Origin of the sequence: Streptacidiphilus jeojiensis (assembly GCF_042510965.1) — a bacterium.
In the GTDB taxonomy this organism is placed as follows: Bacteria; Actinomycetota; Actinomycetes; order Streptomycetales; family Streptomycetaceae; genus Streptacidiphilus; species Streptacidiphilus jeojiensis.
In genome coordinates this window covers 511,562-524,397 of sequence record NZ_JBEUKS010000004.1, presented here as the reverse complement: position 1 = coordinate 524,397, position 12,836 = coordinate 511,562, and the positions used below count along the sequence as shown (strand labels likewise).

At 71.3% G+C, this 12,836-nt stretch carries 7 protein-coding genes and 2 tRNA genes; 4 read left to right on the top strand and 5 right to left on the bottom strand.

The window, feature by feature from the left end; genetic code table 11:
• The first annotated feature begins 137 nt into the window (after positions 1-137).
• Together ABUW04_RS14555 and ABUW04_RS14550 are read left to right on the top strand one after the other, a co-directional pair.
• Positions 138-1,391: an HNH endonuclease signature motif containing protein gene (locus tag ABUW04_RS14555; protein WP_380564925.1), complete on the top strand. Its 1,254-nt coding sequence runs from the start codon at positions 138-140 to the stop codon at positions 1,389-1,391.
• A 2-nt stretch (positions 1,392-1,393) separates the two neighbouring features.
• Entirely contained in the window at positions 1,394-4,288 is a 2,895-nt protein-coding gene (locus ABUW04_RS14550) for a PKD domain-containing protein (protein ID WP_380564923.1), read from the top strand.
• Positions 4,289-4,297: 9 nt separating this feature from the next.
• On the opposite strand, the gene ABUW04_RS14545 is transcribed toward ABUW04_RS14550, so the two are convergent.
• The 3 genes from ABUW04_RS14545 to ABUW04_RS14535 all read right to left on the bottom strand — a co-directional run bounded on the left by ABUW04_RS14545 (position 4,298) and on the right by ABUW04_RS14535 (position 6,680).
• Positions 4,298-5,200 (bottom strand): alpha/beta fold hydrolase, encoded by a 903-nt coding sequence (locus ABUW04_RS14545; protein ID WP_380564921.1) that lies wholly within the window; start codon positions 5,198-5,200, stop codon positions 4,298-4,300.
• 183 nt (positions 5,201-5,383) lie between these two features.
• Positions 5,384-6,439 (bottom strand): hypothetical protein, encoded by a 1,056-nt coding sequence (locus tag ABUW04_RS14540; protein WP_380564919.1) that lies wholly within the window; start codon positions 6,437-6,439, stop codon positions 5,384-5,386.
• 168 nt (positions 6,440-6,607) lie between these two features.
• Positions 6,608-6,680, bottom strand: a tRNA-Arg gene (locus tag ABUW04_RS14535).
• Positions 6,681-6,874: 194 nt separating this feature from the next.
• Here ABUW04_RS14535 and ABUW04_RS14530 point away from each other — a divergent pair.
• Positions 6,875-7,351: a flavoprotein gene (locus ABUW04_RS14530; protein ID WP_380564917.1), complete on the top strand. Its 477-nt coding sequence runs from the start codon at positions 6,875-6,877 to the stop codon at positions 7,349-7,351.
• A gap of 54 nt (positions 7,352-7,405) precedes the next feature.
• Here ABUW04_RS14530 and ABUW04_RS14525 read toward each other — a convergent pair.
• Positions 7,406-7,496 (bottom strand) — tRNA-Ser (locus ABUW04_RS14525).
• Between the two features lie 226 nt (positions 7,497-7,722).
• On the opposite strand from ABUW04_RS14525, the gene ABUW04_RS14520 reads away from it, so the two are divergent.
• Entirely contained in the window at positions 7,723-11,070 is a 3,348-nt protein-coding gene (locus ABUW04_RS14520) for a hybrid sensor histidine kinase/response regulator (RefSeq protein WP_380564916.1), read from the top strand.
• Positions 11,071-11,097: 27 nt separating this feature from the next.
• On the opposite strand, the gene ABUW04_RS14515 is transcribed toward ABUW04_RS14520, so the two are convergent.
• Positions 11,098-12,780 carry a long-chain fatty acid--CoA ligase gene (locus tag ABUW04_RS14515; protein ID WP_030253674.1) on the bottom strand — a complete coding sequence of 561 codons (1,683 nt, stop codon included), beginning with the start codon at positions 12,778-12,780 and terminating at the stop codon, positions 11,098-11,100.
• Between the last annotated feature and the right edge of the window lie 56 nt (positions 12,781-12,836).

Genomic DNA, 12,836 nt, shown 5'->3' with positions numbered 1-12,836 from the left:
GCTCGGGGGGCGTGCGGGAGTTCGACGCGCAACCGTTCGTGCAGTTCAGGGGCCCTATCGGTGCCGGTTTTGACGGTGGGTCACGGTAGAATCAGGGGTGTACGGAGTACCTGGAGGGGGTGGTTATGGTGGGCTGGTTGGAGGACGGGGATGCGCTGGCGGCGGGGTTGGCGCGGGCGGTGCCGGGGGCGGTAAGTGTGGCCGGGATCGCCGACCTGGAGGGGCTGGAGTTGTCGGCGGCCGGGCGGATCGATGCGCTGGTGGCGGTCGCGCGGGCGCGGTGCTGGCTGGAGGCGGTGCAGATCGCCATGCTGGCCGGGCTGCAGGAGCATCCGCTGACCTGCATCCCCGGGCATCCGGATGTGTTGGGGGATTTCCTGGAGACCCAGGAGCAGGTGGCCTGTGCGCTGCGGATCTCCCCGGACACCGCCCGGGGGCGCCTGGTCGAAGCCCAGCAGCTCACCGCCCGCTTCCCGGCCGCGCTGGGGCTGCTGGCCCAGGGGCAGGTGCAGATCATGCACCTCAAGGCCCTGCTGGAGCACACCGCCGCCCTCGACGACGAGACCGCCACCCAGGTGGAGGCCCTGGTGCTGCCCAAGCTGCCGACCCAGACGGTGGGTGCGGCGCGTAAGGCGATCAGCCGCGCGGTGATCAAGGCCGACCCGGCCGGGGCCGAGCAGCGCCACACCCGCGCTCGGGAAGACCGGCGCACCACCCTGCGGGCCCACCCCGAGGGCATGGCCTGGTACGGCGCCCTGCTGACGGCAGGCGACGCCGCCCTGGTCGACGCCGCCGTCACCGCCCACGCCCACACCCTCGACGCGGACGGCCGCACCCTGCCCCAGCGCTGCGCCGACGCGCTGGTGGAACTTGTCTCCGGAACCGCGACAAGTTCCACCACCGCCACGATCGTGGTCACCGTGCCGTTCGACACCCTGATCGGCACCGCCGACCACCCCGCCGACCTGCACGGCCATGGCCCCATCACCGCCGCCCAAGCCCGCACCCTGGCCACCCGCCCCGGCAGCATCTGGCGCCGCCTGCTCACCCACCCCACCACCGGCCAGGTCCTCAAAACCGACCCCACCACCTACCGGCCGACCACCGAGGTCACCCGGCACGTGATCGCCCGCGACCCGCACTGCCGCTTCCCCGGCTGCACCCGCCCCTCCCGCCGCTGCGACCTGGACCACGTAGTCCCCTTCAACCACACCAAGCCGCACAGCGGCGGGCTGACCACGCCCGACAACCTCATCCCCCTCTGCCGCCGACACCACCTCACCAAACACCGCGCCGGCTGGCACACCCGCTACAACCACCACACCGGCAACGTCACCTGGACCGCCCCCACCGGCCACACCTACACCGACCAACCCGTGCCCGCCACTTAGGCGTGACGCCGTCAGCTCCGTACCGATACTGTCAGCGCTCACAGGATCTTCATGCGAATCACTGGTGCGAAGTAGTAGCGCATTGCACGCGCTCCTCCGCACCCGGGGGGACGAACATGCCGCGCCCACGTGCGCTCATAGGCACCATCGCCATCGCTCTGCTCTTCGGCGGCCTCGGTGCGACCACCACCGCCCACGCTGACGGCCCGGCCACAGATCTCTACGTCCGCTCCGTCAGCGGTTGCAGTAACACAGGGCCGGGCAGTTCGGCTGTGCCGTTCTGCACCCTGCAGGCGGCAGCGGACGTCGTCCAGCCCGGCCAGACAGTGCACGGGGGCGATCTGGGCCTGACGAAGCCAGTGGTGGTCAATCGGTCAGGCACCGCTGAGCAACCCATTACGTTCACCGGCGGGAGCCTCAGCGCTGGAGCTGCCTCAGACGGTCCTCTGCTGATCATCAGTGACGCCCAGTACATAACGCTGGACAACCTGACAATTGGCGATTCCGGTCACACGCCACTCAACGTGCAGGGCTCACAGCACATCACCGTCACACGAAGCACGTTTTCCTGGGGAGCGACCGCATCGCCCGTCGACGCGGTGGACATCGACGGCGCTTCGTCGCATGTGAGCCTCACGGACACCGCCTTCGACAGCAGTTCGACGGGAGACGCCGTCAAGGTGGCCTCTGGAGCTTCGTTCGTCACCATTGCGAGCTGTGCCGTCACCAACAGCACCACCGGCGGCGGGGTCACTGCTGACGGCACGACAGGCCTGATCCTGGCTGGTGACAGTGTGCAGACCAGGGGTGGTGTCGGCATCACCGTCTCCGGAACCTCGACGGGCTCCATAGAGAACACGGTTTTCTCCTCTCCCGACAACGGGACCAGGATCAGCGTCTCCTCCGACTCCGCCGCCTCGGTCACCGCCGACTACAACGTCATCTCGCTTTCGGATGCGTCCCACCCTGCGTACGTCTGGGGCAGCACCGCCTACACCTCCGTTGCCGCCTTCGCTGCCGGCACCGGCCAGGGTCGTCACGACGCCTCCGGCGCCAGCGCCACCCCAGTCCCCTCCGAAGGTTCAGGACTGATCGACTCCGGCGACGCTGACGCCCCAGGAGAGACGCCGACCGACATCCATGGGAACCCACGCGTCGACGACTCCCTGGTCCCCAACACCGGGACGGGAACCGGCACGGTCGACCGTGGAGCCTACGAGTTCCAGAACCCGCTCCACCTCGCGATCCCGGGCGCAGACTCACGGCAAGGACCGGCGCCTCTCCCGGTGACCGCCACCACCTACGTCACCAACCCCTGGTCCACGACCGGTATCGCCTACACCTTCGACTTCGGCGACGGCAGCACCCCGGTGACCTCGTCGAAGCCCACGGCAACACACACCTACACCCAGGTCGGCCCACAGGGCGGCTATCCCCTCACGGTGACGGCCACCCTGCCGGACGGAACCGAGCGAACCGCCCCCGGAAGCGGTCACGTACAGGTCAACGCACCTGGGCCGCTCTCCGCATCGCTGAAGCTGACCGGCTCCACCCGGCTCACAGCCGATCTGAAGGCCCAAGCGGCGAGTCCCTGGGGCATCCTCGACATGATGGTCGTCTTCGGCGACGGCAGTCAGCCCGCCGAGGGCGATTCGGACATGAGTCTTGTCCACACCTATCCCGCACCGGGCACCTACACCGCCACTCTGTACGTCACCGACGAGGCGCAGCAGAAACTGACGATCACTCACCGACTGACCGTGGGCTCGACACTGGTACCGGTCACACCACTCCGGGTCCTGGACACACGCGTCGGCACCGGCGCGCCGAAAGCCAAGGTCGGCCCGGGATCTGTGCTCCGCCTCAAGATCGCCGGGGCGAACGGCATCCCGACCACCGGTGTGGCCGCTGTCACCATGAACGTCACCGGCACCAACCCGACCAGCGCCGACTGGGTCGTCGCCTACCCCGACGGCAGCCCCCGGCCCCAGAGCTCCGACCTCAATGTCAAGTCCGGAGAGACCGATCCCAATCTCGTGACCGTCCCGGTCGGCGCAGACGGCTACGTCGACCTCTACAACGCCGCCGGCAGGATCGACCTCATCGCCGACGTGCAGGGCTACTACTCCACCAGCCCTTCGACGCAGTCCGATCAGGGCACGGACGGCGGCCTGTTCACCCCTGTCGTCCCGACCCGCATCCTGGACACCCGGAACGGTACCGGCGCGCCCGAGCAGCCCGCAGGCCCGGGAAGCACCACCGTCGTGGCCCTGCCGGCAGGCACAGTCCCGCTTGATGCCACAGCCGCGATCGTGAACGTGACTGCGGCCTCACCCACCACCGACGGTTTCATCACCGCCTACCCCGGCGCCGGCGCGCTGCCGAACGTCTCCGACCTCAATCTCAAGGCCGGCCAGACCACCTCCAACGCAGTGGTCCTCCCCGTCGACTCCTCACGCTCGATCAGGCTGTTCAACCGTCTCGGCCGGACGGCCCTCATCGCCGACGTCCAGGGCTACTTCAGCAGCAGTCCTGCAGGCGCCGCGTACGTTCCCACGGCACCCACCCGTCTGGTCGACACCCGGGTGGGCAGCAGGCACCTCGGTGCCGGCGCCGATCTACGCATCAAGGTCACCGGGGTACAGGGGGTCCCGGCAGGGACCGGCGCTGTCACCGTCAACCTGACCGGCACCGGCAGCACTCGAGCCACCTACCTCACCGCCTTCGGCAGCGGGTCCCTGCCCATTGCCTCCAACCTCGACCTCACACCGGGCCAGACCCGTCCAGCCCTGGTCACCGTCCCGGTCGACAGCAACGGCTACATCACCGTCCACAACGCCTACGGCACCGTCGACGTCATCGCCGACCTCGAGGGCTACTACGCGGTCGGACGGTGAGGACCGGCTTCAGGCCCCGTTCGCGAAGTGGGTCACGGCTGGGACGAAGGCGGCTGCGTCCTGGAAGAGGAAGGCGTGGCCGGCGTCCGGGTCGAGCAGGAGGCGTGAGCGGGGAATACCGTGCGCCAGGAGGACGGCGTTGGCTGCCGGGTTCAGGGCGTCCTCCGTGCCGTCAGCGACCAGGGTGGGCACGTGGATCCGGTTCAACCGATGGCCCACCGGATCGTCGCCGGCCATCCACTCCTGGATGGCGGCGGTCTGCTCGGCCTTCACGGTGCTGGGTGCTGCGTAGAAGTTCGGGTACTGGGTGATCTGGGCGGCGTAGGCCCGTAGTGCGGCCAGCTGGTCGGCCGGGAAGAGAACCGAGAGCACCACTGCCGGGTTCGGACTGTTCAGCGCGGCGGCCGCAGCAGCCGGGATCGGCAACGCCCTGCCGGTGCCGGCCTGGGTGGCGGCCAGGACGAGGCGTCCGACCTGCCCCGGGTGCCGGACGGCCAGTGCCTGGGCGATCATGCCGCCCATGGACCAGCCGAGCACGGTCGGCCTGTGCAGTCGCAGCGAGGAGATCAGCGCACTGGTCTGCTCGGCCATCGCCGCAACGTCCAAGGGCGCGGGCAGGGCACTGGTCTGACCGACCCCGGCGTTGTCGAAGACGATGACGCGGAAGTGGGCGGCGAGGGCGTCGACGAACGAAGGGGCCCAGTCGTCCATCGAGCCGCCGTAACCCATGATCAGCAGGAGCGGTCGGCCGTGGCCCACCGTGCGGTAGGCGACGTCCCCCTTGGCTGTGGATGCGATGAGCGTCGGCGCGGTCAGGATGTCCGGGGCCGGGGCCGAGATCGACGCGGCGGCCGCACCGGCTCCCGGGGTCACCGCCGCTGCGGGTACGGCGCAGCAGGCTGCGGCGATCATGGCGATGCCCGAGACCGCTGCCGCACAACGGGTCAGGGAGCGACCTCGGCCCCGGTTCCGTGTTCCGCGCTGCATACGCCTACCCCCTGGTTCGGCATGTACGGAGTTCAGCATGTACGTACGACGACCACTCGGCGACACATTATTGGCTCCGATGACGAACCGTGCCAGGGCGCACGGCAGTTACTGCTTACCCGCAGCCGCCGCCGACCGCAGCCGATAGGTCACGAAGGCCAGCAGGGCCAGCTGGTACGGCAGTTCCGCCACCGCGCGGAACTGGCTGTCGCTGAAGTTGAGGACCTGGGTGATGAGCAGGTCGACCAGCAGCGCCGCGCGGAACCACCGGTAGGCCGACTGGCGATCGGCCCGCCACCGGATGAGCCCGACCGAGACCAGTAGCAGCGAGACGCCCCGTGTCCCCGCCTCGGCGACCACCGCCCAGTCCTCGGTGCCGGGGGCGAGGTGCTCCCCGGCGCCGAGCAGGCTGGCCTGGACGAGGAAGACGATGGCCACGACCAGGTGGGACAGGAACATCAGGACCGCCACCACCTCTCCCGCCCCGTGCCGGTCGGCCAGCCGCCGGGCCCGTGCTTCGAGGCCGCGCCGGATCCGCCGGAGCACCCCGGGCCTCCGCTCGGGTGCCAGTTCCAGCAGGCGGAGCACGGCGAGGCCGGCCGGGTCCTCGCGGCCCTCCAGCGCGGCCATCGCCCGGCTGCGACGCTCCGCACCGAGCCCTGAGACCAGTCCGGTCGCCGCGATGTGCGCCGCCTCACCCAGTCGGGCGTCGCCGTCGTCGACGGTTCCCCGCTCCAGCAGCGAGGCCAGCACCAGCAGTAGGGCGAAGAGCAGGTAGATGATGGCTGCGGCGGGTCGGTAGAAGTAGTCGTCGGTGCGGGTCAGGTATTTGCCGATCTCGTCGGCGAACAGACCCAGGCCCGCGCCGCCGAGCAGCACCGTCCAGGCCCGCGAGTCCGCTCCTGTGTACATCAGGGCGACCGCGATCGCCGCCAGCATCAGCAGTCCGCCCCAGAGCGCGTGGGCGATGTGCAGGGTGCCGTTCCCGACCTGCGGGTAGCCGGTGGCGCTCAGGTAGCCGCGGGTGACGAGCACCGTGCTGATCCCGGTGATCGCCAGCCACTGCAGGCTGACGGCCCCGTCGGCGACGCGCACCAGCCGCCTGGTCCGGCGCGTCCCGGGGTCGTCCGCGTCGATGCCGGCCGCCGCTGAACGAACTGCCATGGACCTCCCCCGCCCTGGAGCCCCCGATTCGGGTCGGCCGGTTCAACGCACCGCCTGCGAGCAGGGTTCCGCAGGGGCCGGCGGGCCGATCACGGTCCGACCGGCCCGGGCCATGCGAAAGGCCCCCTGATCCGGAGTCAATCTCCGGGCCGGAGGGCCTTCGTACTGTGCGCTCAGCAGGATTCGAACCTGCAACCTCTTGATCCGTAGTCAAGTGCTCTATCCGTTGAGCTATGAGCGCCTTGCGCGGCTTCCGGGCGTTTTTCGTTCGCCCCGCTGCCTTGCGATGACTACATTACACGAGCCCCGGCCTCGGGTGAAATCGAGTTATCGGGGGCCCTGACCTGGGCTGCGGCCGGGGACGGGGTTGCGGGCTGCGGCGTGGCGCGCTGGAATCGGCGGATGAGTGGTGGCCGTGGTTCGCGGGTTCTGTACGTGATCGTTTGCGCTGCCGCGCCGGCGCCCGGGGTCGGGGAGCTGATCGGGGCGGCGATCGACGAGGGGTGGGAGGTCTGCGTGCTGGCCACCCCGGCAGCGGTGGCGTTCCTCGACGTGGCGGCGGTCGAGGCGCAGACCGGGTGGCCGGTGTTCAGCGAGTACCGGCGGCCGGGCGAGGCCAAGCGGCAGCCGCCGGCGGACGCGGTGGTGGTCGCTCCGGCGACGTACAACACCATCAACAAGTGGGCGGCCGGCATCGTCGACAACTACGCGCTGGGCTCGTTCGCCGAGGCGACCGGGCTCGGGCTGCCGGTGGTGGTGCTCCCGTCCGTCGGCGACGCGCTCGCGGGGAACCTGGTCTTCGGGCGCAGCCTGGACGCGCTGCGGGAGGCCGGGGTGGACGTGCAGATCCGGTGTGGATCCGAGGACGAGGGGTTCCCCTGGGGGCTGGCGCTGGAAGCCCTGCCGAAGTGATGCGGGGCGAGATGCAGAGAGGGCCCCTCGCCGAAGCGAAGGGCCCTCGTCACGCGGAGGCTGAGGGATTTGAACCCTCGATGGGCTTGAAGGCCCAAACCGCATTAGCAGTGCGGCGCCATAGACCGGACTAGGCGAAGCCTCCCTGCATGGGACGTGACACGCCTACTGGCGATCACGGCCGTCTGCATGGATGATGCCACAGCCACGCGGGCTGCGGCTAACCGGAGACCACGTTACTAGGCGGATCGCCGCAATCGCAAAAATGAGTGTGGGATAGTGCTTGCTGGTGAGCCTGGGGGAGGTCAGCCGACGCAGCGGCGGACCGGGCCGGTGCGGCAGGGATGTTCAGCTAGGGAGGACGGCTCGTTGTGAGCAGCAGGCCGACCCGAGGCACTGCTCGCCTCGCAGCCATACTCGACGCGCTTCCGGATGCCTTGCTGCTGGTGAACAGCAACGGCACCGTGGTGGACGCGAATGCCGCAGCCGTGCGCACGCTGCAGGCCCCGGGCAGTTCGCTGGTGGGCATGGGCGTGCTCGACCTGCTCCCGGAGTTCGACCCGAGCCGGATCCCGGGCTCGATGCGCCCGCGCACCCGGGGCGAGGACGGCGCCGAGGAGGACGACGGCGCGCCGGTGCGGATGTCGGCACGGCGGACCGACGGGACGGTCTTCCCGGTCGAGGTGTCCGGCAACGAGTTCGAGGACGACGGCCTGCTCGGCGGCGGGCTGGGCGAGAACAGCAGCAGGGACGGCTACGGCCCCTACGACTCCTACGGCGGCGTGTCCCGCTACGGGTACGGCGCGAGCGGCGGCGGCAGTGGCCGTCCGGCCGACCGGCAGCTGCTGCTGATCGTGGTGCGGGACCTCTCGGGACGGCTGGAGGTCGAGGCCGAGCTGCGGCGCCAGCACAAGCAGACCGAGATGATCCTGCGCGCCGCCGCCGAGGGCGTGCTCGGTGTGGACATCGACGGCCGGGTGGTGCTGGTCAATCCGGCGGCCGCGCACATCCTCGGCTACCGGGCCAGCGAGCTCGGCGGCCAGGAGCTGCTGCCGCTGGTCCAGCACTCCAAGCCGGATGGCACCCCGCAGCCCGCCGAGGAGTCGCCGCTCGCGGACACCCTCGCCTCGGGCCGCAAGCACCGGGTGCGCACCGCGGTGCTGTGGCGCAAGGACGGCCGCCCGGTGAGCGTGGAGCTGTCCACGGCCCCGGTGCGGGACGGGGACCAGCTGGTCGGCGCGGTGATGACGTTCACCGACCGCAGCGCCTACCTGGCCCTGGCCGCGCGGCACAAGCACCTCACCGCCGTGCTGGAGGAGGAGCTGAAGGAGCCGCTGACACGGCTTCAGACCACCCTGGAGAAGCTGGCCGCTGACCCGGCCGGGCAGCTGTGGCCGGAGGCCAACTGGGTGCTGCGGCGGCTCGCCGCCGACATCTCGCGCAGCTCGCGGCTGGTCGACGGGGTGCTGTCGTACCAGCGCTTCGACGCCGCGCTGGACGCCGGACGGGAGACCCTGGACCGTCGGCCGATCGGGCTGGACCAGGTGGTCCGGCGTGCGGTCGCGGCCGCGACCGAGCTGGTCGGCGAGGACCGGGTGCGGTTCGCGGTGCATCCGTCCGAGGTCGAGGTGATCGCCGACCAGGAGCGGCTGGCGCAGGCCCTGGGACATCTGATCGCGGACGTGGCCTCGGCCGCGGACGGCCCCGCCGAGGCTTCCTCGGGGAGCAACGCCGGCCTGTACGGGATGGCCGTGGGGGTGGCTTCCGGGCTGACCGGGACGCCGACGCAGGGCCCGACCGTGGTGATAGCGGCGGCGCAGCGCGGCTCGGTGGCACGGATCGAGGTGCGCGGGCCGAGTGCGGGCGGCAGCCCGGTGCACCTGCCGATAGCTCGGGGCATGGTGGAGCGGCACGGCGGCGTGCTGCAGTCGCACGAGCTCCCGGGCAAGCAGGGCCGCACCTATGTGGTGGAGCTCCCGCTGGACCCGGCGACCGCGCAGGAGGCGGCCGAGCGTGCCGCCGCTGCGGCGCGGACGGCGGACCGGCCGAAGGAGAACGACACGGCGATGCTGCCGGAGCTCCCCGGGATGGGCGGGCCGCAGCCGCAGGAGGCTCCCGGAGCGGGCGTCGGAGCGGCGCTGCCGGCTGCGCGGCGGAGTGACGAGAGCCTGCCGGGGCAGGCCCCGGAGCGCAGTACGGGCGGCGGTGACAGCACTGGTGGTGGTGCCGGCGGCGGTGCCGGTAATGGTGGCAGTGGCAGTGCCGGGTCGGAGACACCTGCTGAGGGGATAGACCGCTCGCGGCGGCGCAGGGCGTTGCCGGCGCCCGAGGTGGTCCGGCCGCCGCGTGCGGTGACGGAGGCTCAGCAGGCGGCCGGGCGGCAGCAGCGCGAGGAGGAGGAGCGTCGGGCCCAGGGGCAGGGGCAGGTCCAGAATCAGGGTCAGTCGCAGGGGACGGGGACCAATGGGTTTCCCGGGCTGATCGGCGGACCTGTCTACCCGGGACTCGAACACGCCCTTCCGCCCGCCGGGGCCAGGCTCGACACCCCGGCCCCGGCCGCTGTCGCCGAGCTGCCCGCGCCGAGCGGCGGCCGGCGGCGACGTCTGGCCATGCCTCCGGGCACCGATGACGGCCGTGCGAATCAGGATGCAGCAAACCAGGGTGCAGCCGCCTCGGCGCCGTTGGAGCTGGAGCCGGTGCCGGTGCCGTCGCAGGCCCCCGCGCCGGCCCAGCAGTCCCAGGCGCCGCAGCCGCAGGCCGCCTCCGGTCCGGCGGCGCTGCAGCCGGTGCCGGCGGCGGCACCGTTCGGCGGGCGGTTCGGCCCGGACGGTGGTGGCGGAACGGTCGGCGGTGGCAGCGCGGCCCTGGCGCCGTCCCCGGACTCGCGCGCGCTCGAAGCCGGCCCGGACCAGGCGGACCAGGGCGCGGACGAGGCCGCCGGTACCGAGAGTCGGCTGGAGTTCATCGCCGGGGCCGACTACCCGACCATGGTCGCCCCCGCCGCGGACGGGCGGCCGCGCCGGCTGCTGGTCTGGCCCGAGCCCGACCCCTCCACCCGCCAGGCGCTGCAGGACCGCGGCTACCGTCCGGTCATCGTCCGTACCCGCGAGGAGGTCGAGGGACAGGTCGCCGGGTTCCCTGCGGCCCTGTTCGTGGACCCGCTGACCGGACCGATCACCCGGACGGCGCTGCAGTCGCTGCGCTCTGCGGCCGGGGACGCCAATGTGCCGGTGCTGGTGACGGCCGGTCTCGGGCAGGCGACCCGGGAGGCCGCGTACGGCGCCGACCCGGCCGTGCTGCTGCGCGCCCTGGCGCCGCGCGACAGTGAGCGGCACGCGCCGCGGGTGCTGCTGGTCGAGCAGGACCCGGACATCGCGGCGGCGTTCACCGCGACCCTGGAGCGGCGCGGCATGCACGTGGTGCACGCGCTGAGCGAGAACGACGCGGTGGAGAAGGCCGGCAGCGTCCAGCCGAACCTGGTGGTGATGGACCTGATGCTGATCCGCCGCCGCCGGGTGGGCATCGTGGACTGGCTGCGCGGCAGCAACCAGCTGCACCGCACCCCGCTGGTCGTCTACACCTCGGTGGACGGACCCGCGGAGAGTTCCGGTCTGCGCTCCGGCGAGACGGTGCTGTTCCTCGCGGAGCGCTCGACCAGTGCCGAGGTGCAGGCCCGGATAGTGGATCTGCTGGGGAAGATCGGCAGCCTCGGACAGTAGGAGGGCAGGAGCAGGGCCCGGGAGTGCCTACTCGCCCTTGCGGAGGTTGGTCACGTCCAGCTCGCCCTCGGCGTAGGACTTCCTGATCACCTTCTTGTCGAACTTGCCGACCGAGGTCTTGGGCACCGACTCGACGATCGACCAGCGCTCCGGCAGCTGCCAGTGGGCCACCCGGTCGGCGAGGAAGGCGCGCAGCTCGGCCAGGCCGGTGCCGGTGCCGGGCCGCAGCACCACCGTGGCCAGCGGCCGCTCGCCCCACTTCTCGTCGGGGACGGCGACCACGGCGGCCTCCAGCACGTCCGGGTGGGCCATCAGCTGGTTCTCCAGCTCCACGGACGAGATCCACTCGCCGCCGGACTTGATCACGTCCTTGGCCCGGTCGGTGAGGGTGAGGAAGCCGTCGGGGCTGATGGTGCCGACGTCGCCGGTGCGCAGCCAGCCGTCCTCGCTGAACTTCTCCCCCGTCTCCAGTGTTTCCAAGGCTGCGTCCTTGCCCTCACCGCCGTAGTAGGCGGCGGCGATCCACGGGCCGCGGACCTCCAGCTCGCCGGCGGACTCGCCGTCGTGCGGCAGGGCGGTGCCGTCCGGGCCGATCAGGCGGGGCTCGACCGAGGCCGGGAAGCGGCCCTGGGTGAGCCGGTAGCGCCAGGTCTCCTCGGGGCCGAGCCCGGCCGGCGGGTGCGAGACGCTGCCGAGCGGGGAGGTCTCGGTCATCCCCCAGGCGTGAATGACATTGATCCCGTAGCGGTCCTCGAAGGCCTTCATCAGCGCGGGCGGGCAGGCGGAGCCGCCGATGACGACCCGGCTCAGGGTGCTGGTGTCGTAGGCCCCCGGGTGGGCGTCGAGCTCGTCCAGCAGGCCGGTCCAGATGGTGGGGACGGCGGCGCTGAAGGTGGGGTGCTCGGCGGTGATCATCGCGGCAAGCGGCTGCGGCTGCAGGAAGCGGTCCGGCATCAGCAGCGAGGTCCCGGCCATGAAGGCGGCGTACGGGATGCCCCAGGCGTTGACGTGGAACATCGGCACGACCGGGAGCACCTTGTCGGCGCTGGTCAGTCCGAAGCTCTCGGCCGAGAGCACCTGCATGGAGTGCAGGTACATGGAGCGGTGCGAGTAGGCGACGCCCTTGGGGTCCCCGGTGGTGCCGGAGGTGTAGCAGAGCGCGCCGGCGGTGCGTTCGTCCAGACCGGTCGGGTGCGGGAAGACGGTGGAGCGGTCGGCGATCAGCTCCTCGTAGCGGTGCACCCCGCCGCTGAAGCCGTCCAGCGGCGCCAGGTCGCCCTCGCCGACGACCACGATGTGACGCAGCGTCGGGTTCAGCTTCGGCAGCAACGGGGCGAGCAGCGGCAGCACGGTGCAGTTGGCGATGATGGTGTGGTCGGCGGCGTGGTTGATGATGAAGGCCAGCTGCTGCGGGGGCAGCCGCAGGTTGAGGGTGTGCAGCACGGCGCCCATGGAGGGGACGGCGAGGTACGCCTCCTGGTGCTCGGTGTTGTTCCACATCAGGGTGGCCACCCGCTGGTCGCCGGTGACCCCCAGTTCGTCGCGCAGCGCGTTGGCGAGCTGTGCGGCGCGGGCGCCGACCTCGGCGAAGCTGCTGGCCACGGCCTTCTCGCCGTCCCAGGTGGCGACGGTGGAACGGCCGTGGAAGGTCTCCCCGTGGGCGAGGATGCGGCCGATGGTGAGCGGGACGTCCTGCATCGTGCTGAGCACCTGGGTCCTCCTTGACCGTACGTGCTGCCTACCACTCAGTAGTGGCGGGTACGAGT